Origin of the sequence: Nocardioides humi (assembly GCF_006494775.1) — a bacterium.
GTDB lineage: Bacteria > Actinomycetota > Actinomycetes > Propionibacteriales > Nocardioidaceae > Nocardioides > Nocardioides humi.
Map to the genome: position 1 here is coordinate 2,799,263 of NZ_CP041146.1, position 24,930 is coordinate 2,824,192.

The window sequence follows — 24,930 nt, forward strand, 5'->3', positions numbered from 1 at the left end:
TTAGCCCGTGGGGCCGACAGGAAGCTCCGAGGCGGTCCGCCGCCCGCGGAGGCGGGCCAGGAAGGTGCCGCCCAGCAGCAGGACGCCACCGGCCGCCGCGGTGATCGCCGCCCACCAGGTGGGGTGCTCGGCCGCCAGCGCGAGGGAGGCGAGGGGTACGCCGAGGGCGGGCATCGCGATCGCGAGCACGGTGAAGCCGGAGTGGTTCGACACGGCCGCGGCGAGCGCCCACAGCGCCGTGAGGATCGCCCCGAGGACCACCACCCACCACACGTCGGACGCGGGGAAGCCCGCGCCGGCGACGTCGACGGACGCGGCGGTCGACGGATCGTCGGCGAACACCGGCATCGCGCCGAAGAATCCGAAGAAGTACCGCATCACCACGAAGGACGCCAGGACGCCGAGCAGGCCGGCCACCCCGAACGCGCCGACGACCACGCCCGACACCGCGCGGCTCGGGAGCGCCCAGCCGACCAGGGTGACCACCACGACGAAGACGGAGAGCAGCACCGCACCGGTGACCTGGGGGTGCCCCTCGCCGATGCTGTCGGAGACGACCCCGTCGAACGCGACGCCGTAGATGAGCGCGAGGCCGAGGATGGCGACGACCACGAACGCGGCGCGGCGGGCGGCGACGTACCCGATCGCGGCCAGGACGGCGACGGCGGCGCCGATCAGGTAGGCGACCCAGTCGTCGTCGCGGTCGATCCCGATCGCGATCATCAGGGCGGTGCCGAGGATCCCGACGGTGCCCGGCCAGGTGACGACCTCCTCACGGGCCCGGCCGCCGACCCGGCGACCGGCGAGCGCGCCCAGCACCGCGATGACCAGCAGGACGGCGGTGGCGCCGAGGCCGACGCCGTAGTTCGACCAGTCGAGGCCGTCGCCATCGCTGCGACTGCGGACGGCGGCGATGACGATCGCCGCGCCGAGCAGGCCGGTACCGATGGCGACGACCGCGGCAGTGCTGCCCGCCCGGGTCGCCCGGGTCGGGAGCTCCGGCTCGATCGGTCCGTGGTCGCCCGGGGCGGTCGCCGGGAGCACCGGGCCGGCGGGGCCTGCGGGGGCTGGTCCTGCCGGGTCGGCCGGGTCGGCGACGATCGCCGTGACCGGTGGCTCCGGCGACGCCGGTGAGCCCGGCGGCACGGGCGGAACGGGCCGGGCCGGCGGACCGGGCTGATCAGGCGGGCCGGGCTGGCCCGGCTGATCCGGCTGATCCGGCGGGTCCGCCGGGGACTCGGGGGTGCCGTTCGCGGGAGCGTCGTCGGTCATGCTTCGGACTCTAGGCTCGTTCGCGCCCCGATCGCGGGAGGCTGGTGGCCGCGTGCGGCTCGGGTCAGGCGAGCACGCGACCGGTGATCGGCGGCAGGTCGGCGAGGGTGACGATGCCGGGAGCCGCCGCCACGACGTACGGGACGGCGTTGGTCACCGGCATCGCGGTGTAGATCATGCCGAGGCCCATGTACCCGGGCTCGGCCCAGTCCGCGGGCGGGAGGCACTGCACGACGGTCCGCATGTTCGGCAGGCCGTTGACCTGGATGACGTGACCGTGGGCGAGCGGCTTGGGCGGGACCACGTGGCTGCCCATGGTCCAGTTGAAGCCCACGCTGACCACATTGCGCTCCCCCACCCAGCCGCGGTGGTACCCCATCACTCCTGCGACGGTGCCCTCCGGGATCGTCATGAAGCCGAGGTCGGAGTCGCCCGTGGCGGGGGTGAAGGTGACGTCGAAGGTCAGCCGGTCCAGCCGCACGCCGAGCGCATCGGCCATCATCGCGGCCGACTCGGCGAACACCTCGCTCTCCCGTCGTACCGACTCCGCCAGGCCGGGCGTCTCCGGGTCCTGCGAGAAGCCCATCGCGATCTGGGTGCCCGCGGACTCGTACGTCGAGCAGTCCACCGACTCGGTGATCCGGATCTCGTCGACCCGCTCGCACGACCCGCTCAGCGCCATGGCGACCAGGTTGGTCATGCCCGGGTGCGCACCACTGCCGAAGATCGTCGAGCCGCCCTGCCGGCACGCCTTCTCGATCCGCGCCCGGTCCTCCGGCGTCTGCTTGCCGCCGGTGATCCACGCGGCGCTCGTGCACACGTTGACACCGGCCTCGAGCAGGGCGACCAGCTCGTCGACGTCCGGCCAGAGCGGGTTGTAGCAGCAGGCGTCCGGCTGCAGCGCCAGCAGCACGGCGACGTCGTCGGTCGCGACCACACCCGTCGGCTCCGGCCACCCGCACAGCTCGGCGGCGTCCCGGCCGACCTTCTCCGCACCGTGGGCGTAGACCCCGACCAGCTCCAGGTCCGGCCGGCTGAGGATCGCGTGGGCGGAGCGCCGGCCGATATTGCCCGTCGTCCACTGGATGACGCGGAGGGGTCGGTCGAACCGGGGTACGCTCATGCGGCGAGGGTAGAACCTGTTCTATTTTCTGTCGAGGGTCGTCTGGCGAAGCTAGGCGTTCACCCCCAGGGTCAGGGGCAGGACGGCGGCGGCGCCGGCCTCGTGGAGCGCCTCGGCCCCGAGGGTGAGCGACCACCCGGTGACCAGCCGGTCGTCGACGAGCAGCACCCGGGCGTCGCGCACCGCCGCGGGATCGTCGAGCTGGAGCGCGCACCGCCGGCTCACGGCGGCGACCCGCTGGGCGGAGTTGGTCGCGCCGCGGTCCGGGCCGACGGCGAGGTCGACCACGGCCCACCGGCCGGCGACCGGGATCCGGAGGAAGCGGGACAGGCCGGCGGCGAGGTCGGCAGTCAGCGCCGGCTTGCGCTCGGACTCGGCGACCACGATCGCGTCGACCTTCGGCTGCCAGTCCTGGAGCATCGCGACCATCGCCCGGGCCAGGGAGTCGGGCACCGGACCGTCCTCGGCGTCGGCCGCGAACAGCCCGCGCAGCGCCGCGCCGTGGCCGAGGTCGGTGAGCCGGGCGATGGCCCGGCCCTCCTCGGCCGGCTGCTTGATCCGGCCGGACCGGCTGACCCCGATCGCAGCCAGCCCGGTGGGCCACAGCTTGCGCGGCTCGATCGGCACGCCCGGGCGGGCGATGCGGTCGGCCGCCTCCGCCACCGCGGCCTGGGACACCTCGGTGGACAGGTCCAGCCCTCCGCAGTTGTCGCAGCGCCCGCACCGCCACTCGGGGTCGGCCTGCGCGGCGGCGACGCTCGGGACGATGGCGGGGTCGTCGAGCTGGCGGCGGAGGTAGCGCATCCGGCACTCGTCGGTGGCGAGGTAGTCGAGCATCGACTGCTGCTCGGCCTTCCGGGCCGCGGCGACCCGCGCGTAGCGCTCCGCGTCGTACTCCCACGGCCGGCCGGTGGCCTCCCAGCCGCCCTTGACGCGGCGAACGGCTCCGTCGACGTCGAGCACCTTGAGCATCGTCTCCAGCCGACTGCGCGAGAGGTCGACCCGCGGCTCGAGCGCGGCGGTGCTCAGCGCGCGCCCCTCCTCGGTCAGCACCGCCAGCGTCTCGCGGACCAGCTCCTCGCGCGGGAAGGCGAGCGAGGCGAAGTAGGCCCAGATGTCGCGGTCCTCCGTCGCCGGCAGCAGGACGACGGTGGCGTCGTCGACCGTGCCGCGGCCGGCGCGGCCGACCTGCTGGTAGTAGGCGACCGGGCTGTCCGGCGCCCCGAGGTTGACCACGAAGCCCAACGCGGCGTCGAAGCCCATCCCGAGCGCGCTGGTCGCCACCAGCGCTTTGACCTCGCCGTCGACGAGCGCCTGCTCGAGGGCGAGGCGCTCGGTCTGCTCGGTCTGGCCGGAGTACGCCGCCACCCGGTGGCCCCGCGAGCGGAGGTAGCCGGCGACCTCCTGGGTCGCCGCGACGGTGAGGCAGTAGACGATGCCGCTGCCGGGCTGCTCGGCGAGGTGGTCGGCCAGCCAGGCCAGCCGCTGCTCGGCGGTCCTCAGCCGGACCACGCCCAGCCGCAGCGAGGCCCGGTCGAGACTGCCGCGCAGGACGAGGGTCTCTCCACCCGGGCCGGCAGCGCGGCGGGAGGCGACCTCCGGGAACTTGTTGGCTTTCGCGTCGCCGGAGACGCGCTCGGCCGAACTCAATTGCTCGGCGACATCGTCGGTGACGCGCTGGTTGGCCGTGGCGGTCGTGGCGAGCACGGGGATCCCGTCGGGCAGCTCGCGCAGCAGGGTCCGGATCCGCCGGTAGTCGGGCGGAAGTCGTGGCCCCAGTCGGAGATGCAGTGGGCCTCGTCGACGACCAGCAGGCCGCAGGTGGCGGCCAGGCGGGGCAGCACCTCGTCACGGAAGCCCGGGTTGTTGAGCCGCTCCGGGCTCACCAGCAGCACGTCGACCTCGCCCGCCGCGATCGACCGGTGCACCTCGTCCCACTGCTCCATGTTGGTGGAGTTGACCGTCACCGCGCGGATGCCGGCCCGCTCGGCGGCGGCGATCTGGTTGCGCATCAGGGCCAGCAGCGGCGAGATGATGACGGTCGGGCCGCTCCCCTGCTCGCGCAGCAGGAGGGTGGCGACGAAGTAGACCGCCGACTTGCCCCACCCGGTGCGCTGGACGACGAGGGCGCGGCGCCGGTCGACGACCAGGGCGGCGATCGCGGCCCACTGGTCGTCGTACAGCGTGGCGTCGGGGCTGCCCACGAGGGCGCGGAGATGGGCCTCCGCGCGGTCGCGGACGGCGGCGTCGGTCGGGGCCTGGGTGTCCATGCCCCGTGTCTACCAGCGCGGCCCGACACGGCGTCCGGCCATCCACAGGGACCGCGCGTCCGCCTCAGCTCGGGCTGCCTCAGTCGTCCCGGCCTGCGGCCTGGCGCATGACCACGGACGCGACCGCCGTGCGCGAGTCGACGCCGAGCGCGCGCAGGACGGACTCCACATGCTTGCGGACGGTGCCGGCTGAGATGCCCAACAGGGAGGCGATCTGCTGGTTGGTGGCGCCTGCAGTGATCTCGACGGCCACCTGCGCCTGACGCCTGGTCAGTCCCAGCCGGATGGCGCCCTCCACGGTGGGTCTGGCAGATCCGCGCAGCCACAGCGTCGCCGGCTCGGCGGCATGCAGGGTGAGGGCCACCCGAAAATCGGGAACGGCGACCGGCACAGGCACCGTGTGCGCCCAACTATCCAGCAGGCTCAGCTCAGCCACCTCACTCGGCCACCAGTCGGCATCGGCGACCGACGCCCCCACCGCGAGCTCGAGACCGGCGCTGCGTCCTAGCACGACAGCCTTGTCGGCGGCCGCAACGACGACGCCGTCCGCGCCGATCCGCACCCACTCCCATCCATCGCGGGCGCGGGCGCGCTCGAGGTCACGGACCCGCTCCTGCTCGGTGACCGCGCGTTGCAGCGGGAGAAGCCGTGCACGCAGGAGATTCAGCAACCGTCGCTCTGCGGCCGTGAAGTCCTCATCGCCACGATTGACGACCACGGCCACCACGACACCGTGCGGCCCCGGCAGGCCGAAGACGGCCTGGTTCATCATCCCGTGAGGACGGTAGTACGAACGATAGAGCTCGCTCCCGAAGAACCTGCCGGTGGGATCGAGCTCCCGCAGCGTCGCCACACACGGGCCACCCGTGGCCTCGATGTGGCGCGCGAGGGGCGACTCGCCGATCTCGGCGGCCAGGAGTGCGCGTCCCTCCGTTCGCGGCACTCCCGGCGGCCAGGTGCGGGCCCAGTTGTCCGCGGGATCGAGCCGGCCGAGGTTGTACGAGGCCCACAGGCCGGGTACCAGGCTCAGTACTTCGCGGCAGACGGCCTGCGCGAAGCCGTCGAAGTCCGGAGCGGCGGCGATCCGGGCCAGGGCCTCGTCCACGAGCCGTGTCTCACCGTCGTCGGGCGCCGCTGCCGCGACCTCGCGCCAGCGCATCAGGCGGTCGAGATTCACCAGGTGCGGTCGCCAGCATTCCAGCTCGGCACGTTGTTCGGGAGTCAACGGTCGGTGCAAGGCAACGCTCAACAGGGTCAGCTCACCCGGCCGCGGCGCCAGCGCGAACGCGGCCTGGTCCTCGATGCCGGCCGGTCGGTAGAACCGCGCCCAGAGCGCCGACCCCTCGAAGGCCCTGCGCTCGTGCGCGGCCACGTCGCGAAGAGTCTGTATCCCGCCGACGGGTTGCCCCGCCAGGGCCGCTGGCATCAGCCGGGCGAGGAGCGGGTGCTCGTGGCCGTGCCGCACATGCAGACGCAACCGCGTGTCGACGTCGTAGGCGTCCTCCGGCCAAGAGTGGTGGCGAACACCGCTGCGACGCAACGCCACGGTGTCGATCGCGACCCAGGCCGCCGACAGGACCTTCCCCAGTTCGTGGCACGCCCCGGCCCGGAACTCCTCCACCGTGGAAGCCGCACCCAGACGCGCGAGCGCGTCCAGTACCCGGGCCTCGGCAGTGGACATCGGCGACCTCCTTGCCGAGCGAGCCTATTGCGAAGTGGACTGGTAGGCCCGGGGACCGCCGATGTTCTACCTCACCTTGGCCGACTTCTTCGTGACCACGACCGCCACCTCATAGCCGGCGAGCACGGTGCTGACCCGCACCCGGATCCGCTTGCCACGGTCGGCGGCCGTGAGCCGGTACCTCTTGCCCGTCGCGCCGTTGATCGGCTTCTTACCTCGCAGCCACTGGTAGGTCAGGCCGGTCGGCGCAGGTTGGAAGAGGCCGATCCTCACGGCCTTCGCCGACAGCTTGCGACCGACCCGCGCCTTGCCCTTCACCTTGACCTTCGCCTTGGCGAACACCGGGGCAGGGCCCGGCCGGACCGTCACGACGGCACTGGTCGCGGTGACCGGTGTCGTGCCGGTTCCGCCGGCGGTCACCCGCAACGCGATGCCGCGGTGCGCGTCCTGCGGCGTCAACCGGTAAGACGCTCCGTTCGCTCCCGGGATCACCGAGCCGTCGCGCAACCACGCGTAGGCGAGTGAGTCCGGCGCCGGAGTCCAGGCGCCTGACGACCCGACCAGGGTGCTGCCGACCTGAGCGGAACCAGTGACCGCCGGCGGCCCGGTGTTGGTCAGCGCGCGCTCGACGACGGTGACCGCGGGCAGCGTCCGGACGTGGTCGACGTAGGCGGCGCGCGAAGCGGTGATCTGCAGCACGATGGTGGCGCCGACGGGCATCGTGTCCTCGTCGATCATCAGCGTGGCGCCGGTGGCGATCGGCACGCCGTCGAGCCGCCACTCGTACTGTCGGCTGTCCGGGGCCGGGTTCAGATAGGTGCTGATGTTGGTCGGGCTGAGCACCGTGCCGGAGCTCACGGTCCCCGGGAGCTCCGGGACGGCCGCCTGGACCGTGAACTGGCCGAGCTGGACCTCGGCCGGCACCGACGCCGCGGCGGCCGGGTCCCAGCCGGGACGGCTGCAGGTGACCTCGACCGTCAGGCTGACGCCCAGATCGGCCGGCGGGGGCGTGTAGCTATCGGCGGTCGCGCCGGGGATCGGCGCTCCATCGCGCTTCCACTGGTAGGTCTTGGTGGCGCTGGCGCTGGGACAGCCGGTCCAGGCGTCGTACCGCGCTCTCAGCTCCCGACCGACCCGCACACTGCCCGCCGGGGTGATCTCCGGCGGCGCGGTGTTGACGATCTGTCCCTCGCCGGCGACGACCTGCGGCGTCGTCTCCACCGTGGCCGGCGCGAAGAAGGAGCGGGTGGTGACGGCGACCCGCACGGAGAGCAGCTTGCCGCGGTCGTCGACGGTCGGCGTGTAGTAGCCGGTCGTGGCGCCAGGGATCGGCTGGCCGTCGATCAGCCACTGCCGGCTCACCGCCGGCGTCCCGGCGGGCAGCCAGGTGCCGGAGTCCAGCTGGGACGAGATGTGACCGACCTTGGGGTTCGGGCTGGCGGTGGGCGACGTGTCGCCGGGCGTGGTCGGCTGCTGGTCGAGGACGCGGAGGCCGGTGGCGTCGGTCGTGGGACCGGTCAACCGGAAACCGGAGTTGCGGCCCATCCCCCGGAGCACGCCGTCGGCATCCACCATGACCGTGCCCCAGCGGCCGGCGTCGATCGCCCGCGGCTCCGGGGCCCCGCCCAGGTCGAGCTGGGTCATCCCCGCGATCGGCGAGCCGCTGCCGTTGCCGAGCTGACGCCAGCTGTTGTTGCCGTAGCCCCACAGCGTGCGCAGGTGGGGCGCATTGATCATCTGGTAGAGCACGACCGTGTGATCGGTGCCCAGCCCGACCTGCACCGCGAAGTGGTCGGCAGGCCCACCGGTGACCTGGGTGAAGCCGCTGGTGCCGGCCAGGAACGCCTCGCCCATCAGGGTCACCACCGCGGTCCGGTTGGGCCCCGCGGTGATCTTCCAGATCCCATCCCCGGGCTGTCCGGGCAGCACGGTCAAGGTCGATCTGTCGCCGGCGCCGGCGAGCTGGCCCAGGTTGTCCGTGCCGGTGCCGTACACCCGGGCTGGCTGACCGGGCTGACTCACCAGCACCAGCGAGTGCTGGTGGCCACCAGCGATCGCCGTCACCTGGGTACCGGAAGGCAGGCCGGTCAGCGGCTCCAGCGACCCACGCTGGCCCGATCCGGTGATCTGGCCCGCCGCATTGCCGCCGGCGCCGTACGCGACGCCGTCGTCCCCGAGCACCAAGGAGTGCGTCGAGCCAGCCGCGACATCGACCCCCTTGACCCCCGCGGGAAGGCCGATCATCGGACGTAGCGTGGCCGAGGCGCCGACGCCGGTGAGCTGGTAGTTCGAGTTGCTGCCGGCGGCGTAGGGGATGCCGTCGCTGCCAAGAACCAGCGTGTGGGACTCGCCCGCGGCGAGGGCCGTGGCCGTGACGCCGTCAGGCAGGCCCTGCAGCGGGATCAGCTCTGCCGAGCTCGACAGCGATCCCGCCGGCCGGGTCAGCTGACCCGAGCCGTTGGCGCCGGCGCCGTACGGCATGTCATCGAGTCCGATGATCAGCGTGTGGTTCGGCCCGAGGGAGAACCGCTCCGGGTCATCGAACGGCAGCGGCGTCGCCTGCGCCCGCGGCGCGGCGCCAGTGAGCTCGAGCAGCGCAGCCACCATGGCTAGAGCGACCAGCGCGCTTCCCCGTCGTACCGTCCCCATCATCATCCGCCCGTGCTCTCCTCGCGACATCGTCCCTGTCCTGACCCGCGACCGGTCCCGAGCTGCCGGCGTGACGCGTCCGACGAGTCAATCCGAGTCGTCCACCACGCGAAATACGTCATCCGACGTAGGAGGGGTGACGGCGCGAGCACCGCGTCGTCCACAGGGCCCAGCGCCGACCGGGCACGGAGTCGGGCCCGTGGTCTACGGTCGGCAGCACCCGAACCAGGAGGTGTAACGTATGTGTATGACACGCACCAATATCGACATCGACGACGAGCTGATCGCCCGTGTCATGAAGAAGTACGGCCTGCGGACCAAGCGGGAGGCGGTCGACTTGGCGTTGCGCCGGGCGGCCGGTCCCAAGGTCACGCCGGAGGAGATCTTGGCGTTGGAGGGCACCGGCTGGGACGGCGATCTCGGCCAGATCCGCAACAACCCCTCGCCATGGGACGAGTGACACTGGTCGACACGTCGGTCTGGATCGACTTCCTCCGGCGCCCCGGGCATCCCGGCAATGAGCCATTGCGCGAGCTGCTCCGGCACGAGGAAGCAGTGACGACCCCGCCGATCGAGATGGAGCTGCTCCTGGGTCCGACCGATGAGTTGTCTCTTCGCCGTGTGGAGAAGGCCATCGTCGGTGTGGGCACCCTTCCGGTCCAGCCGGACGTCGACTTCCACGACGCGGCCGCGATCTATCGTGCGGTACGTCGCAGTGGACGCACCGTGCGCAACAGCGTCGACTGCCTGATCGCCGCCATCGCGATCCGCCACGAAGTGCCGCTGCTCCACAGGGACGCCGACTTCGAGGCGATCGCCGGCGTGACCGAGCTGCAGCACCGGTCCCTGCTCTGATCGGCCGCGGGACTCTGATCGGCCTCAGGCCAGCGACCACCAGATCCGGGCCAGCTCGAACCGCGAGCCGGCGTTCCAGCGCAGCAGCACGTCGCCGACGTGCTTCTCCACGCCCTTGACCGAGATGCCGAGCTCGCCGGCGATCTGCTGGTTGGTGCGGCCCGCGGCGACGAGGGCGGCGACCTCGGACTGCCGCGGGCTCAGCGTGGCCGCCCGGGCAGGGGCGGCCGGCGCGGCGCCGGAGACGCCGGAGACGCCGGAGGCGGCGCTCGTCCCGCCGACCACGGCGAGCAGGCCCACCCGGGTCGCGACGCCGAAGGCGCACAGCACCCGGGACACGTGACTGCGCACGGTGCGCGGGGACAGGAACAGCGAGGCGGCGATCTCCGCGACCTCCTGGCCGGCGAGGATCGCCCGCGCGACCTCGGCCTCCCGGGCCGAGAGCGCCTCCCACCCGGCCCCGGCCACCGGGGGCAGCCGGCGGCCGGAGGCGGCGAGGGCGGCGGTGGCGGCCCGTCGTACGGAGCCATGACCGGACCGGTCGGTCTCGGTGACGAGGGCGCGGAACTCGCGGGAGGCGGCGCCGAGGTCCTGCGACAGGATCCGGGCCCGGCCGAGCATGACCCTGCCCTCCGCCGCCTCGACGCCGCGCTCGTCGGCGACGCAGGCCTCGACGCTCGGGACGAGCAGGTCGATGGCCGCCTGCGCCTCGCCGGCGGCCAGGGCGACCCGGGCGCGGGCGCGCTGGACGGTCGGCGTGGTGATCGGGTGGCCGTCGATCTCGGCGAGCGCCTCCAGCCAGGCCCCGACCGCCCCCTCGTCCTGCTCGAGCAGCGCGGCGTGGAGGAACATCTCGAAGCAGATGGCCCGGTCGATCAGGGTGCAGCGGCTCAGCGCCTCGTCGGAGCCGGCGCGGAAGGCCAGGGCGGCGGCCCCGCGGACGTCGTAGAGCGCGATCGCGCCGTACGACAGCAGCAGCAGGGCGCCGCTGTCGATGAAGTCACGAGGTACGGCGGGGACGTACGCCGCGATCTCGGCGGCGAGCCGGGTGGTCTCCTCGTCACCGGCGTTGCCCCGCACCAGGACCGCCACGGACTCGACGACCGGCTCGAGGCGGGTACCGGGGATGACCGACGCCCGGACCGCCGGCAGTATCTCCTCGGCCGGACCGATCCGACCGGAGAACGCGGCGATCCGCGCCTGGCAGACCCACATGATGGTCGCGAACGGGTGTCCGGCCCAGGCCGCACCGGGCGGCGGGCCGCCGCCGTCGATCTGCGCAGCATCGCGGATCCGGGCGCCGACCAGCGCGGCCTCGGCGGCCACGTAGCGCACGGCCGACCACCAGCGCGACGACGGCTCGTCGGCCGCCGCGAGCAGCCGGGCCAGCGCGTCGTGGTCGACGGCCGGCGCGGCGATGTCGCCGCCCGCCGCGAGCGCCGCGGCGGCCAGGCACAGGCCCCGGGCCCGGTCGTCCTCGGCCACGGCCAGCCCGGCCGTCGCGTTCCGGGTCGCGTCGGCGAAGTCGCCGAGCCAGAAGTCGGCGAGGGCGGCGAGGCCGTACGCCGCGGGGTCGCCGCCGTCGTACGCCGCGGCGAGGCTGGCGTCCCGGGCCGCCTCGGGGGTCCCCTCGGCGAGATGCGCGAGCACCTCGTCGAGCAGGGTGTCGCGATCCATGACCCGAAGATTCCCACGGTCCGGGCGCGGCCACTGCCGGTTCCCGAATTGCGACCGATCCCTACCGTCAGGCGGGCACCGGATCGGGAAGAGTCTGCCGCCGAGCCGAAGGGGGACCGGATGAGGCGTTCAGGGACTGTCGCGAGCGTGCTGCTCGTCGCCGTACTCGTTGCCGGGTGCGATGACGACGGCGAGGCCCAGGGCGGCAAGGGCGACCCGACCGCCGCCGGGCCGGCGTCGTCAGCGCCGTCGGCGTCGTCGGATTCCTCGGACTCGTCGGACTCGTCGGACTCCGGGGCGGACGCGACCCTGCCGAAGTTCTGCGACCTCGTCACCGCCGACCAGATCGCCGCGGCCGTGGGGGCGGCGGTCACGACCGAGACCGGGCCGTTCGACGCGTGCGAGTTCGACCAGGAGGACCCGCGGGCGCTGAGCGGCTCGCTCAGCGCGGTCGACGTCCAGGCGAACGGCGGGTACGAGGCCTACCAGTACGGCACGAAGGCCGCGATGGACAGCCCAGCGCGGCACGATCTCGACGGGATCGCCGACGCCGCGTTCGTCGACATCGGGACCGTCGCCGGCGGCGAGAACCTCCAGGCCTCCGGCGGCGCGCTGATCGGCCACGTCGTCTACTCCGTCGTCCTGGTCCAGGGCGTCGGCATGGCGGAGGACGAGCTCGCCGCCATCAGCGAGCAGCTGCTGCGCCTGATGGTCGACGCGGCCTGACGAGCCGCCCGTCCGTCGTACCCGACGACGCCACTGCTCCTGCGGACCGGCTCGTCGTCGGTCAGGCAGCGGTGACGCCCGGCTTCCTGAGCTTCTTGACCCGGGTCGACGTCGCGCCGGCCTTGGCCTTGACGACGAGAGCGGGCTCGGCCAGGCCCGCGACGGACCCCGACCCCGAGGCCGACAGCGTGAGGACCGCCGAGGAACCACGCGCTTCGACGGGCCGGCTCAGTGCGGACGCGGCTCCACGCCGAGCTCGGCGCACGCGGCGTCGTACAGCGCGACGACCTCGCGCCGGATCTCCGCCCGCTCGGTGATCGGGCCGCCCGGCCACCGGATCCGGCGCTCGCCGACCGGTCCCTCGGGGCCGATCACGGTCCAGGTCCCGGCCTCGCCGTCGACGTCGCTCATCGAGGCGGCGGTCGCCTCGGGGACGCCGTGGGCGCGGACGATGAGCAGGTTGTCGTCGAGGTGGTCGCCGTTCATGTGGGCGAGCACCGCGTCGACGACGGCGGGATCGAAGCTGTGGACCATCGCGTTCCTCCTCGGGTCGGGGTCAGTCATCGCGCCAGCTCTCGTTGATCAGGTCGCTCTCGACGCGGCCGTCGAGGTCGGCCCACAGGACGACGCCGCCGTGGTCGACCTCGGCGACCTTCAGGTAGATCCAGTGGTCGCGGTCGGTGAGCGGCTTCGCGATGTGGGCGCGGCTGCTGCTGATGTCGCCGTCGCTGCGGTCCCGGGCCTCCTCGTCGAGCGCCACCACCGCGGTGGGGTCGATCTCGGCCAGGCTGAAGGGGAGCCGGTCGCGTGCCTGCTCGGCCGACCACTTCTCCAGGACGGACCCGTCCCATCGCCACAGGTCGGCGAGGTCGCCGTCGCGCTCCGGCGGGGTCGTCAGCCGCATGTCGGCGGGGTCCTCGATCCACAGGTCGAGCACCTCGTCGCGACCGGTCTCCCGGACCAGCGCGGCGCTGATCGCGTCGAGCGCCTCGGCGGTGATGATCGGGGTGTAGCGGGCCTCGCGGGGCAGCGGCGGCGGCGCGTCCTCGCCGCGCGTGAGGGCGAAGACGACCCCGCCCGCGACGATCGCGGCGGCCAGGGGCCCCGCCCAGCGCCAGGTACGACGCCCGCTCGCGGCGACCGGCGCGGCCGCGGGCTCCTGGGGGAGCGGCCGCCCGTCGGTGTCGCGGTCCTCCCGCTCGACCTCGTCCGTCCCCGGACGCTCGTAGCGCCGCCAGCCCCGGCTCACCAGATCCGGACCCGGTCGCCCGGGTCGAGCCAGAGCCCGTCGCCCGGCGCGGTGCCGAAGACCTCGTGGAACTCGTCGAGGTTGCGCACGATGTTGGCCCGGAACTCCGGCGGGCTGTGCGGGTCGATGGTGAGGTACTGCTGCTCCTGCTCCAGCCGCCGCTTGGTGCGCCACACGTAGGCCCAGTTGAGGAACAGCCGCTCCCGGTCCTCGACCGACGCCGCGCCGTCCTGGGAGATCTGGAAGGCGGTGTGCGCGATGGTGAGCCCGCCGAGGTCGCCGATGTTCTCGCCGACGGTGAGCGCGCCGTTGACGTGCTCGCCGGGGAGGTTCCGCGGCGAGAAGCCGTCGTACTGGCTGATCAGCGCCTTGGACTTCACCTCGAAGGCGGCCTTGTCGTCGGCGGTCCACCAGTCGTTGAGGTTGCCGTCGCCGTCGTACTGCGCGCCCTGGTCGTCGAAGCCGTGCCCGATCTCGTGGCCGATGACGGCGCCGATGCCGCCGTAGTTCTCGGCCGGGTGGGCGTCGGGCGAGAAGAACGGCTTCTGCAGGATGCCCGCGGGGAAGCAGATCTCGTTGGTGCCGGGGTTGTAGTAGGCGTTGACGGTCTGCGGCAGCATGAACCACTCGTCGCGGTCGACCGGCGAGCCGATCTTGGCGAGCTGGCGGTCGGTCTCGAAGCCGGCGGCGGCCTGGGCGTTGGCCACCAGGTCGTCCGGTACGACGACCAGCGCGCCGTAGTCGCGGAACCGCTCCGGGTAGCCGATCTTGGGCCGGAAGGTGGCGAGCTTCTCGTAGGCCCGCTGCTTGGTCTCCTCGGTCATCCAGTCCAGCCTGCTGATCGACTGGCGGTAGGCGGCGAGCAGGTTGGCGACCAGCTCGTCCATCATCGCCTTGCTGGCGGGCGGGAAGTGCCGCGCGACGTACTCCTTGCCGACGGCCTCGCCCATCGCGCCCTCGACGAAGGACACCGCGCGCTTCCAGCGGGCCCGCAGCTCCGGCGTACCGGACAGGGTGCGGCCGTAGAAGTCGAAGTTGGTCTGCACGAACGCACTCGACAGGTACGGCGCCGCCGAGCGCAGCACCCGGGAGAGGAACCAGTCGCGCCAGGTCTCGATCGGCTCGGCCTCGAGGACGCCGGAGAGGTGCTCGAGGTACGACGGCTGGCGGACCACGACCTCGCTGATCGTCGCGTGCGGGCCGGTCAGCTGGCCGCCGAGGTTGGTGACATAGGCGTCCCAGTCGAAGGCCGGGCACAGGGCCTTCAGCTCCTCGGCGGTGAGCCGGTTGTAGGTCTTCTGCACGTCGCGGGTCTCGGCGCGCTCCCAGTGCCCCTTGGCGAGCTCGGTGTCGAGGGCGAGGATCCGCTGCGCCGCGCCCTCGGGGTCGGCGTGGCCGCCGAGGGTGAGCAGGCGGGTCAGGTAGGCGACGTACGCGTCCCGGATCTCGGCGAACTTCTCGTCGCGGTAGTAGGACTCGTCGGGCAGCCCGAGCCCGCCCTGCACGAGGTGGAAGAGGTAGCGGTCGGACTGCCGGTCGTCGGTGTCGACATAGGACCCGAACAGGCCGTAGCCGCCGATCCGCTCGAACTCGCCGAGGAAGGCCGCGACGTCGCGGACGTCGCGCAGCCCGGCGACGGCGTCGATCAGCGGCTGGGCCGGCGCGATGCCCGCGGCCTCGACCCGGTCGGTGTCCATGAAGGAGTTGAACAGGTCCGCGATCTTGCGGGCGTCCGCGCCGTCCGCGGCGTCGGTCGCGGCCAGCTCGGTGATGATGGCCCGCACGTCCTCCTCCGCCTGGTCGGCGAGCTGGACGAAGGGTCCCCAGCTGGAGCGGTCGGAGGGGATCTCCGTCTCGGTCAGCCAGGTGCCGTTGACGTGGCCGAAGAGGTCGTCCTGGGGGCGGATGCCGAGGTCCATGCCCGGCCGGGCGTCGTCGAGGATGCTCACGGAGTCGAGCCTACGAGGTGGGGCGCGAGGGCGTCTGCCGGGACCAATGTCCCGTTTCCGGGCGGCGTGCTCAGGCGGAGGGCGGGACCGGACGATCAGGACCTCATGATCCGCCTCCTGGTGCCGTGCCTGGCGCTGGGTGTCGCGCTGCTCGCGCCGTCGACGCCGGCGGAGGCGGGCACCGGTACGACGGCCGCGGCCGTGCTGCGTCCGGCCTCGCCCGGTGTCGTACCCGCGCGCAAGCTGGTGCAGCGGGTCCTCGAGGACCGGATCCTCGAGCTCACCAACGAGCAGCGGGTCCTCCACGGCTGCCGGGCGCTCGCGCCGTCGAAGCAGCTGCGCAAGGCCGCCCGGAAGCACACCGTGTCGATGGCGGTGGCGGGCGAGATGTCGCACCGGCTGCCCGGCGAGGCGGCGTTCTCCACCCGGATCACCCGGGCGGGCTACCGCGACTGGCGGCTGGTCGCCGAGAACGTCGCGCGCGGGTTCGGCTCGCCGGAGGCCGTGGTGGACGCGTGGATGGACAGTCCCAGCCACCGGCGCAACCTCCTCAACTGCCGGCTGCGCGACCTGGGCGTCGGCGTGGCGCTCCAGGACGACCAGCTCTGGTGGACCCAGGACTTCGGCCTGCGCTGATCCGCCGTGACTGGCACCATGGGCCTCATGGCTCCCCCACGCCTCGTCGTCCTGCTGCTCCTGGGACTCCTCCTCCCCCTCGCCGGCCCGGCCGCGTCCGCGACCGACCTCGCTGCTCCGGCCGACCCCGCTCAGGCCGCGTCACGGGTCGCGGCGAAGCCGGCCCCCAAGAAGCTCGAGAAGGCGGTCCTGGCCAAGGTCAACAAGCACCGGGCGGCCGCCGGATGCCGGCCCCTGGTGCTGAAGAAGAAGCTGCGCAAGGCGGCCCGCCGGCACTCGACCCGGATGGCCGCGGCCGGGACGCTGTCCCACCAGCTGCCCGGCGAGCCCGACCTCGGCGCCCGGATCAGCGCCACCGGCTACCGGTGGAGCGCCCTGGCCGAGAACATCGCGGTGGGACAGCGCACCCCGAAGGCCGTGGTCCGGGCCTGGATGGGCAGCGCGGGGCACCGGCAGAACATCCTCGACTGCAGCATGCGCCACACCGGCATCGGCGCCGTCCGCCAGGGCAGGACCGTGTGGTGGACCCAGGACTTCGGGCGCCGCTGACCCTTCCCGCGCCCCGTGCGAATTCGTCGTCATGTCGCCCGAATCGGGACGAATTCGCATGGGGCGCGGTCCTCAGTCAGCGAACCCTGACGACCAGCTTGCCGAGGGCGGCGCGGGCGTCCATGTCCGCCAGGGCCTGCCCGAACTCCGCCATCGGGTACACCTTGCCGACCGGCGGCCTGACCACGCCCGACTCGATCATCGGCACCAGCTGGGTCCACTGCTGCTGGAGGTAGTCCGGGCGTGCGAAGGCGTAGGCGCCCCAGCCGACGCCGCGCACGTCGATGTTGTTGAGCAGCAGCCGGTTGACCTTGACCTCGGGGATGCCCGCGCCGGCGGCGAAGCCGACGACGAGCAGCCGGCCCTGCGGGGCGAGGGTGCGCAGCGAGTCGGTGAAGGCGTCGCCGCCGACCACGTCGAGGACGACGTCGACGCCCTTGCCGCCGGTGAGCTCCAGGACGGCGTCCTTGAACCCGTCGAAGAGGACCGCGTCGTCGGCGCCGGCCGCCCGCGCGTACGCCGCCTTCTCCTCCGTGCTCGCCACCGCGATCGTGCGAGCGCCCAGTCCCTTCGCGACCTGGATCGTGGCGGTGCCGACACCGCCGGCGGCGCCGTGGACGAGCACGGTCTCGCCGGGGCGGAGCCCTGCCCGCTCGTCGAGCGCGAACAGGGCGGTGAGGTAGTTCATCGGCAGCGCGACGGCCTCGTCGAAGGAGATCGCGTCGGGCAGGGCGAAGGTGGACTGCCGGGGGCCGGCGACCAGCTCGGCCGCGCCGCCGTACCCGCCGACGCCGACGACCCGCTGCCCGGCCTCGAACCCCGGCCCGGAGACGACGACGCCGGCGTAGTCGACGCCGAGGGTGAAGGGCGGCTCCGGGCGGAGCTGGTACTGGCCGCGGCTCAGCAGCAGGTCGGGGAAGGAGACGCCGACGCTGTGCACCTCGACCAGCACGTCGTCGGGGCCCGGCGTCGGGTCCGGCACCTCCTGGACGACGACGTCGGCGGGACCGGTGGTGGTGACGACCTGGACTGCGCGCATGGCTCGGAGGGTACGCCGAGGTTTGTCGGCGCCGACGTCCGGGCAGGCCGACGCGGTGACCACTCGCCCGGACCCGGCGCCCCACCTCCTCCTCGGGCTGATGGCGGGCTTCGCGCTGCTCCTGCCGACGTACGCCGGCATCCGGGTCACCAGCGCCGGCGGGCTGTGGCTCACCCTGCTCCTCGGGCTCGTGCTCGCCGCCGGTCTCGCCGCTCTCGCGCAGGCCCTGGTCGCCGACGGCGCGGTGACCGTCGGCCTGACCGCCGCGACGTACCTCCCCATCGCCCTGGCGATCCTGTTCGTCGTCACCCGGGCCGGCGTGCCGCAGGACGACGCCGCCCTCGCCCTGCTCGTGGCGCTGCCCACCGCGCCGCTCGCCGCGGCGGCCGGGACCGTGCTCTGCGTCCGCGTCCCGCCACGCACCTCCCTCGTCGTCGCGGTCCTGCTCCCCCTCGTCAGCCTGGTGTTGGTGCCTGCCGTGGGCGACGCCGTGGACGCCTCCCGGGCCGGGGCACACACCGCGACCCACCCCTGAGCCGTTTGCCCGGCGCCTGCTGGGGGCAGGGAATCCAGGTGAGCGACAACTACTGGACCGACCGCAGGCAGGACAAGCGGATCGAGGAGGCGGAGGCCCAGCTCGCGAGCGAGCGCCGGGCGCGCAACCGGCTCGCCGAGCAGATGCGCGCCCACCAGGGCAACACCCAGGCCCAGCTCGACCGGCTGACCCGGGCCTTCGTCGCGCTCGTCGAGCACGAGGACATCCGCTCCGAGCTGGGCCAGTACGCCGACGCGGCGGCCTGCCGCAGGTACGCCCACGAGGTCGTCTCGACCGTGGTCGCCACCGGCGGCGCGACGGTGCGCGGATCGGTGGAGCCCGCCGACGTCCCGGGCTACTGGCTGGTGCCCGCCGCGCGGGGCGTCGCCGCCGGCGCGCGGGGCGAGACCGACGGCAGCACGCTCCTCGAGGAGGCGGCACAGCGCGACCCCGGCCGGACCGCGCTCTTCCTCACCCTGCTCGGCGCGCTCACCCGGGACCCGCGCTGGACGCCCGGGCAGACCGCCGGCGTACTGCCGGACGCCGTGACCGTCACCCAGGCGCAGCGGGAGGTCTGGCTGGCGGTGGCGGACGACCGGCTGCCGGCCGGCCTCGCCGACGCGCTCGCCGACGCCCTCGGCCGCCAGGTCACCGCCACCGGCAGCGCCGGTCCCGACGAGGTCGCGGCGTGGCTCGAGGCGCGGGCCGGCGGCAGCCCCCGGGACCTGGCCGCCGAGAGGGCCGTCGCCCAGCTGGAGGTGCTGCACCAGGTGCTCACGGCGGGAGCGGCCGCGCCGTCCGAGCCGGCCACGGGAGCCACGGCGACCGCGGCGGGCGATGCCGAGGGGACGACCGAGCCCGAGGACCCGCTGACCGACTGCCTGCGCTCGCTGGTCGACGAGGGCTCGCCCGGGGAGGCGGACATCCTGGACCGGATGGCGACGGTCCGCGCCGACATGGGCTTCCTCGACGAGCGCCTCGCGAGCGGAGCACCCGGCTGGAACACCCCCGCCGGCGACGTCCTGAGCCTGCTGCTGCACGACCTGGCCGAGCCGGTCGGGAGCGGCCGGTACGCCGTGGCCCGCCGCGCCCTCGCGCCCGTGCTCCGCGGCCTCGGCGACGAGCTCGCCCAGCAGGCCGCCGTGGCCCCGCCCGAGACGCAGACCGTCGAGGTCGTCGGCGAGGTCCTCACCGTGAGCCGCGACGGCGCCGCCAGCGACTGGCAGCAGCGGGTCGTGGCCGGGTTCGACCGCCGCAACCCGCTCGACCGCCGGATGCTGCCGGCGGGACTGGCGCTGCTCGGCCTCGGCGCCGTCAGCTGCGTCCTCGGCCTCGTCTCCGGCGGCTTCGTGCTGCTCGGCGTGCTGCTGCTGTGCGCCGGCGGCGGGCTCGCCGGCGCCGCGATGCTCAAGCAGCGCGAGCTCACTCGGCTCCGCGCGGCCACGGTCGAGTCGACAGACCGGAAGATCGGGCAGCAGGCCGCGAGCGTGCGGGATCACGGCGAGCGGAGCACGGCCGCCGCGACCCGCGCGTACGAGCTGCACCGGTCGGTGTCCGACCTGCTGGGTGCTGCGGGGCCGGTCGGCGCGGCGCACCATCCGAATTCGTAGGGGATCCCCCGATTTCACGGCAGATCTGGATGGTGCGCCGTCCAGACCGGCCCCGGGGAGTCAGCCGCGCGCGGACCAGCGGGCGTGCTCGGCGACCAGGTCGGCGTACCAGCCGAAGGAGCGCTTGGGGGTCCGCACCTGCGTGTCGTAGTCGACGTGGACCAGCCCGAAGCGCTGGGTGTAGCCCTCGGCCCACTCGAAGTTGTCGATGAGTGACCAGGCGTAGTAGCCGCGGACGTCGACGCCCCGCTCGATCGCCTCGGCAACCGCGGCGAGGTGGAGGGCGTGGTAGTCGATGCGCTGGGGGTCGTCGACGATGCCGTGCTCGTCGGGGCCGACGCTGTAGGAGCAGCCGGACTCGGTGATCACGATCGGGGGTACGGCGGCGCGGAACCGCGCGCGGAAGGTGATCAGCCACTCGCGCAACGCGTCCGGCACGACCGGCCAGCCGAAGTCGGTCATCGGGTACCCGAGCACCTCGCGGAACTCGAACGGCAGCTCCGCGGTCTCGCCGGCGGCGCCGATCCGCATCGGGTTGTAGTAGTTGACGCCGTAGAAGTCGAGGGGCTGCCGCATGGTCGCGAAGTCGCCGTCCTGCACGTGCGGCTCGAGCAGCATCATCAGGTCGTCGGCGTACCGGCCCAGGAGCATGCCCTCCAGGTAGTGGCCGTTCCAGAGCATGTCGAAGAGCTTGGCGGCGCCGATGTCGGCGGGGTCGTCGCTGGCCGGCCAGATCGGGGCATGGTTGTTGGCGCAGCCGACGCTGGTGGCGCCGGCGGCCCGCAGCGCGATGGCGGCGCGGCCGTGGGCGACCAGCAGGTGGTGGCCGACGGGCAGCGCGTCGAACATGAGCGCCTTGCCGGGAGCGTGCATCGCGACGGCATGGCCCATCAGGGTCACGACATTGGGCTCGTTGACCGGCACCCAGTCGGTCACCCGGTCGCCGAGGCGCTCCCCCACGAGGGCGGCGTAGTCGGCGAACCGGTCGATGGTCGTGCGGTTGAGCCAGCCGCCGTCGTCCTCGAGCGCCTGCGGCAGGTCCCAGTGGTAGAGGGTCGCCATCGGCTCGATGCCGGCCTCGAGCAGGCCGTCGACGAGGCGGTCGTAGAAGTCCAGACCGGCCGGGTTGACCGGCCCGCTGCCCGTCGGCTGGATCCGCGGCCACGCGATCGAGAACCGGTAGCCCGGCGCCCCGAGGGTGCGCATCAGCGCGACGTCCTCGGGCCAGCGGTGGTAGTGGTCGCAGGCGACCTCGCCGCTGGAGCCGTCGACGATCCGCCCTGGCTCCGCGCAGAAGCTGTCCCAGATCGACGGTCCGCGGCCGTCCTCGGCGACCGCACCCTCGATCTGGTACGACGCCGTGCTGGTGCCGAACCGGAACCCGGCCGGGAACCGGTGTGCCAGCGGTGCGTGCTCGCGGGCCTGTGCGCCCTCCCCGTCGCTCACAGGGCAACACTCGCACGCCGGGGGCTCTCCAGTCAGCCGTTCAGCCCGAGGTCGTGCGGTGCCGCTCGCGGTGCGCGGCCACCAGGTCGGCGTACCAGCCGAAGGAGCGCTTCGGGCGCCGGTCCTGGCTCGTGTGGTCGACGTGGACCAGGCCGTAGCGCGGGAGGAAGCCGTCGTTCCACTCCCAGCAGTCGAGCAGGCTCCAGACGTGGAAGCCGCGGACGTCGACGCCGACCGCCATCGCGTTGGCGACCGCCTCCAGGTGGGTGGTGAGGTAGGCGATGCGCTCGCTGTCGTCGATCGTGCCGTCGGCGAGCTCGGTGCCGGCCAATGCCGCGCCGGCCTCGGTGATCACGAAGGGCGGCAGGGCCGCGCGGTAGCGCGCGCGGGTCATGATCAGCCACTCCTGGAGCGCCTCGGGGACGATCGCCCAGCCGTTGTCGGTGCGGGGGCGGCCCAGCACCTCCACGAACCGGAACAGCGACTCGTCGTCGGGGCCGGTGGCGGCGACCCGGAGCGGGCTGTAGTAGTTGATGCCGTAGAAGTCGAGCGGCTGGCGGATCGTCGCGAGGTCGCCCGGCTCGGCGACGTCCTCGACGAGTGCCTCCAGGTCGCGGGGATAGCGGCCGAGGAGCATCGGCTCGAGGAAGGCGCCGTTCCACAGCGCGTCGAACAGCTTGGTGGCGCCGACGTCGGCGGGGTCGTCGGAGGCCGGCCACATGGGCGCGTGGTTGTTGGCGCAGCCGACGCTCGTCGCCCCCGCGGCGCGCAGCGCGATCGCCGCCCGGCCGTGGGCCAGCAGCGCGTGGTGGACCGCCCCGACGCTGTCGAACATGAGCCGTCGCCCGGGCGGATGGTCGCCCCAGCCGTAGCCGCGCAGCGTCATCACCGCCGGCTCGCTGATCGGCACCCAGCCGGCCACGCGGTCGCCGAGCCGGGCGCCCACCAGGGCGGCGTACTCGGCGAACCGCTCGACCGTGTCCCGGTTGAGCCAGCCGCCGTCGTCCTCCAGTCCCTGGGGCAGGTCGGCGTGCAGCAGCGTGGTCAGCGGCGCGATGCCGGCCGCCAGCAGCTCGTCGACGAGCCGGTCGTAGAAGTCCAGGCCCGCCGCGCTGACCGCGCCGCGGCCGGTCGGCCGGACCCGCGACCAGGAGACGCTGAAGCGGTACGACGGCGCGCCGAGCTCGCGCAGCAGGGCGACGTCCTCGGCGTACCTGCGGACGTGGTCGCACGCCTGCGCCGGCGTGGAGCCGTCCATGATCCGCCCCGGCTCGGCGGCCCAGGTGTCCCAGATGCTGGGGCCGCGGCCGTCGAGGTCGACCGCCCCCTCGACCTGCGGGCGGAGGTGACCGTGCCGAAGCGGAACCCCTCGGGGAACCGCGCGGCGAGGTCATCGGCGGACACCGGCACAATCTGTCACGTGAGTGTCGAGATCCGCAGAGGTTCGAGCAGGTTCACCGAGCGCGCCGCGGGCCGGCTGAGCCACCACGGCTTCTCCTTCGGCCCGCACCTCGACCCGGACCGCCTGTCGTTCGGCCCGATGGTGTGCCACGACGACCACCTGCTCGGGCGGGGCACCGGCTTCGAGGAGCACCCGCACGAGGGCCTCGAGATCGTCACCTGGGTGGTGTCCGGCGCGGTCGTGCACGAGGACGGCTCCGGTGGCTCCGCGGTGCTCGGGGCGGGCGAGTGCGGCGTACTGACGGCCGGCTCCGGCGTCCGGCACTCCGAGATCGCCGGGCCCGACGGGCCGGCCCGCTTCGTCCAGGTCTGGCTGACGCCGGACGACCCGTCGGCGGCGCCGGCACACCGGCACGCGCCCGTCGACGCGGCGCCGGGTGACGGCCCGGTCCGCGTGGTCGGCGAGGGCGGGCCGCTCGCCGTCGGCGTCGCGGGCGCGGCGCTCGACGTCGCCCGTCTCGGCGCCGGCGAGACGGTGACGCTGCCGGCCGCGTCCCGTGTGCATGCGTTCCTGACGACGGGTGCGCTGCTGCGCTCCTCGCTGGCCGAGCCGCTCGCGGCCGGGGACACGCTGTGCGTGGTCCACGAGGAGGCCGGTGGCACCGGCCCGTCGTCGTACGACGTGACGGCTGCGGTGCCGACCGAGCTCCTGGTCTGGTCGTTCCGTTAGGGCGCGTCTCCTCAGAGTCGGGTCCAGGCCGGACCAGCGAACGGCGCGGTCACCCGGCGTCGGGACGGACGTAGATCAGCGCGAGATTGCCGCGCGGGAAGGACTTCACGTCGACCAGCTTCAGCCTGGTGAACGTGGTGAACAGCGGACCACCGGCGCCGTACGCGACCGGCCCGACCATCAGGTGATACTCGTCGACGAGGTCGGCCGCGACCACCGACTGGGCGAACCGGACACCGCCATGCACCATGATCGGCCCGACACCCCGCTGCTTCAGATCGCCGATCTCGGTGGCCAGGTCACCGGAGCAGACGGTCGTGGTGTCCCACGGGGTCTCGATCGGCCGGTCGGAGAAGACGACCTTCGGGATCCGGTTCATCGCGTCCGCCTCGGGCCCGGTCTGGTACGGCCAGTAGCCCGCCATGTCCCCGTACGTCTTCGAGCCCATCGCGTGTACCCCGGCCCAGCCGAGCAGGTCGCCCATGTAGGCGATGAACTCCTCGTCCTCGTCGTACTCGAGGAGGACGTCCTCCGGTACGCCGGGCGCTGCCGCGGCGTAGCCGTCGAGGGACAGACTGTGCCGGAGAACCACCGGGTTTGCATCCATACCTGTGAGACCGGCGCCGGAGGCGGAACCCATCGCTGCGTCTGGCCTGGTCCGTGGTCGTCCACGGCCCAGCCGAGGCACGTGGATGTCGGCGAGGACCTCGGTGAGCATCGCACCACGTGAGCGACCGACACCGTCCACTCGACCTCTCCGGCCGCATCGGCCTCGGCCAGCAGCTGGGCGAGCACCCGGTCCCAGATGCCGTCGGCGGCAGAGCGAGGCCTTGGACTCATTCAGCTGGCGCCGCCGGGGCGGAGCACCATGTCGTCGGGCACCTCCAGCCCGTACTGCGCGAGCGCGTCGACGAGGACCGCGGTGACCTGCCGGGTGAGCCGGTCGACGAGCTGCTCCTGGGTCTCGTCGTGGTGGTCGAACCACCAGATGATGCTGGCGTCGACCATGCCCATCACGCCGACGAGGACCCCCTCGGGCGGGTCGGCGGACAGCGGCGTCTCGCTGAGGTAGGACCGGGCGGCGTCGACGATCTCGCTGAGCAGCCGGGTCCGGCCCAGGCGCGCGCGGTGGAGGGCCTTGGTCTGCTGCTGGGCGGCGAGGAAGCGGAACAGGTGGGGGTGCTCGGCGGCCCAGGCGACGCACGGGGCGATCAGGCCGCCGATGATCTCGGCCGGGGTGCCCGCACGGTCGAGGTGGGGGCGGACCCGCCGCAGCAGCTCGGTCGCCGCGAACCGCGCCACCTCGGCGTCGAGCTGCTCCTTGCTCGCGAAGTGCCGGTAGACATTGGGCCGCGGGATGCCGGCGCGCTCGGCGATCTGCCCCATCCCGACCTGCCCGCCGCCGGCCTCGATGGCGTCGACGGCGGCCTGGACGACCTGCGCGCGGCGGGCGTCACTCTCCAGCGCCTCCTTGGCGTTGCGCCGGCGCACGGTCGAGTCGACCCACTTCACCACGTCCACCACGGGGGTCAG

21 protein-coding genes and 1 pseudogene are annotated in these 24,930 nt (G+C 73.4%); 8 read left to right on the forward strand and 14 right to left on the reverse strand.

Going from position 1 to position 24,930, the window contains the following annotated elements; genetic code table 11:
- The 5 genes and pseudogenes from FIV44_RS30490 to FIV44_RS13720 form a co-directional block, all read right to left on the reverse strand.
- Positions 1–1,272, reverse strand: a complete 1,272-nt coding sequence (locus FIV44_RS30490; RefSeq protein ID WP_181411161.1) for a hypothetical protein — start codon at positions 1,270–1,272, stop codon at positions 1–3.
- 64 nt (positions 1,273–1,336) lie between these two features.
- Positions 1,337–2,395 carry an NAD(P)H-dependent amine dehydrogenase family protein gene (locus FIV44_RS13705; protein ID WP_141004928.1) on the reverse strand — a complete coding sequence of 353 codons (1,059 nt, stop codon included), beginning with the start codon at positions 2,393–2,395 and terminating at the stop codon, positions 1,337–1,339.
- Positions 2,396–2,446: 51 nt separating this feature from the next.
- Positions 2,447–4,665, reverse strand: a pseudogene (locus tag FIV44_RS13710) (DEAD/DEAH box helicase).
- Positions 4,666–4,744: 79 nt separating this feature from the next.
- A complete protein-coding gene (locus tag FIV44_RS13715; RefSeq protein WP_141004929.1) occupies positions 4,745–6,346 on the reverse strand; it encodes a helix-turn-helix transcriptional regulator in 1,602 nt (533 codons plus the stop codon).
- Positions 6,347–6,412: 66 nt separating this feature from the next.
- Positions 6,413–9,025, reverse strand: coding sequence for a hypothetical protein (locus FIV44_RS13720; protein ID WP_141004930.1), 2,613 nt, complete (start codon positions 9,023–9,025; stop codon positions 6,413–6,415).
- 217 nt (positions 9,026–9,242) lie between these two features.
- Here FIV44_RS13720 and FIV44_RS13725 point away from each other — a divergent pair, with 217 nt between their 5' ends.
- A complete protein-coding gene (locus FIV44_RS13725) occupies positions 9,243–9,455 on the forward strand; it encodes a type II toxin-antitoxin system VapB family antitoxin (RefSeq protein ID WP_141004931.1) in 213 nt (70 codons plus the stop codon).
- Positions 9,443–9,850 carry a type II toxin-antitoxin system VapC family toxin gene (vapC, locus tag FIV44_RS13730; protein WP_141004932.1) on the forward strand — a complete coding sequence of 136 codons (408 nt, stop codon included), beginning with the start codon at positions 9,443–9,445 and terminating at the stop codon, positions 9,848–9,850. The genes FIV44_RS13725 and vapC overlap by 13 nt, the downstream gene beginning before the upstream one ends.
- A gap of 24 nt (positions 9,851–9,874) precedes the next feature.
- Here the strand turns inward: vapC and FIV44_RS13735 are convergent, their stop codons facing one another.
- Entirely contained in the window at positions 9,875–11,527 is a 1,653-nt protein-coding gene (locus FIV44_RS13735) for a helix-turn-helix transcriptional regulator (RefSeq protein WP_141004933.1), read from the reverse strand.
- A gap of 120 nt (positions 11,528–11,647) precedes the next feature.
- Between FIV44_RS13735 and FIV44_RS13740 the strand changes: the two genes are divergently transcribed.
- Positions 11,648–12,253, forward strand: coding sequence for a DUF3558 domain-containing protein (locus FIV44_RS13740; protein WP_141004934.1), 606 nt, complete (start codon positions 11,648–11,650; stop codon positions 12,251–12,253).
- 228 nt (positions 12,254–12,481) lie between these two features.
- Here FIV44_RS13740 and FIV44_RS13745 read toward each other — a convergent pair whose 3' ends face one another.
- From FIV44_RS13745 to FIV44_RS13755, 3 genes are read right to left on the reverse strand one after another with little or no spacing between them, the layout of a single operon-like run.
- The gene (locus tag FIV44_RS13745; RefSeq protein ID WP_246086945.1) at positions 12,482–12,817 is read right to left on the reverse strand and encodes a DUF2470 domain-containing protein; all 336 of its coding nucleotides are present in this window, start codon (positions 12,815–12,817) and stop codon (positions 12,482–12,484) included.
- A complete protein-coding gene (locus FIV44_RS13750) occupies positions 12,810–13,502 on the reverse strand; it encodes a hypothetical protein (RefSeq protein ID WP_141004935.1) in 693 nt (230 codons plus the stop codon). Before FIV44_RS13750 ends, FIV44_RS13745 begins: the two co-directional genes overlap by 8 nt.
- A complete protein-coding gene (locus tag FIV44_RS13755) occupies positions 13,499–15,451 on the reverse strand; it encodes a M13 family metallopeptidase (protein ID WP_141004936.1) in 1,953 nt (650 codons plus the stop codon). The genes FIV44_RS13750 and FIV44_RS13755 overlap by 4 nt, the downstream gene beginning before the upstream one ends.
- 105 nt (positions 15,452–15,556) lie before the next feature.
- Here FIV44_RS13755 and FIV44_RS13760 point away from each other — a divergent pair, with 105 nt between their 5' ends.
- Both FIV44_RS13760 and FIV44_RS13765 read left to right on the forward strand, forming a co-directional pair.
- Positions 15,557–16,087, forward strand: coding sequence for a CAP domain-containing protein (locus FIV44_RS13760; protein ID WP_141004937.1), 531 nt, complete (start codon positions 15,557–15,559; stop codon positions 16,085–16,087).
- A gap of 27 nt (positions 16,088–16,114) precedes the next feature.
- Positions 16,115–16,636 (forward strand): CAP domain-containing protein, encoded by a 522-nt coding sequence (locus tag FIV44_RS13765; RefSeq protein ID WP_181411162.1) that lies wholly within the window; start codon positions 16,115–16,117, stop codon positions 16,634–16,636.
- A gap of 76 nt (positions 16,637–16,712) precedes the next feature.
- Here FIV44_RS13765 and FIV44_RS13770 read toward each other — a convergent pair whose 3' ends face one another.
- On the reverse strand, positions 16,713–17,675 hold the full coding sequence (locus FIV44_RS13770) for an NADPH:quinone oxidoreductase family protein (RefSeq protein WP_141004939.1): 963 nt from the start codon (positions 17,673–17,675) through the stop codon (positions 16,713–16,715).
- 55 nt (positions 17,676–17,730) lie between these two features.
- Here FIV44_RS13770 and FIV44_RS13775 point away from each other — a divergent pair, with 55 nt between their 5' ends.
- On the forward strand, positions 17,731–18,210 hold the full coding sequence (locus FIV44_RS13775) for a hypothetical protein (protein ID WP_141004940.1): 480 nt from the start codon (positions 17,731–17,733) through the stop codon (positions 18,208–18,210).
- A 38-nt stretch (positions 18,211–18,248) separates the two neighbouring features.
- Positions 18,249–19,820 (forward strand): hypothetical protein, encoded by a 1,572-nt coding sequence (locus FIV44_RS13780; protein WP_141004941.1) that lies wholly within the window; start codon positions 18,249–18,251, stop codon positions 19,818–19,820.
- Positions 19,821–19,880: 60 nt separating this feature from the next.
- On the opposite strand, the gene FIV44_RS13785 is transcribed toward FIV44_RS13780, so the two are convergent.
- Entirely contained in the window at positions 19,881–21,266 is a 1,386-nt protein-coding gene (locus FIV44_RS13785; protein ID WP_246086946.1) for a GH1 family beta-glucosidase, read from the reverse strand.
- A gap of 40 nt (positions 21,267–21,306) precedes the next feature.
- Positions 21,307–22,560, reverse strand: a complete 1,254-nt coding sequence (locus FIV44_RS13790; protein WP_246087028.1) for a glycoside hydrolase family 1 protein — start codon at positions 22,558–22,560, stop codon at positions 21,307–21,309.
- Positions 22,561–22,686: 126 nt separating this feature from the next.
- Here FIV44_RS13790 and FIV44_RS13795 point away from each other — a divergent pair, with 126 nt between their 5' ends.
- Positions 22,687–23,397 carry a pirin family protein gene (locus FIV44_RS13795; RefSeq protein ID WP_181411163.1) on the forward strand — a complete coding sequence of 237 codons (711 nt, stop codon included), beginning with the start codon at positions 22,687–22,689 and terminating at the stop codon, positions 23,395–23,397.
- 49 nt (positions 23,398–23,446) lie between these two features.
- On the opposite strand, the gene FIV44_RS13800 is transcribed toward FIV44_RS13795, so the two are convergent.
- A complete protein-coding gene (locus FIV44_RS13800) occupies positions 23,447–23,989 on the reverse strand; it encodes a dihydrofolate reductase family protein (RefSeq protein WP_219996439.1) in 543 nt (180 codons plus the stop codon).
- 248 nt (positions 23,990–24,237) lie between these two features.
- Positions 24,238–24,921 carry a TetR/AcrR family transcriptional regulator gene (locus FIV44_RS13805; protein WP_141004944.1) on the reverse strand — a complete coding sequence of 228 codons (684 nt, stop codon included), beginning with the start codon at positions 24,919–24,921 and terminating at the stop codon, positions 24,238–24,240.
- Between the last annotated feature and the right edge of the window lie 9 nt (positions 24,922–24,930).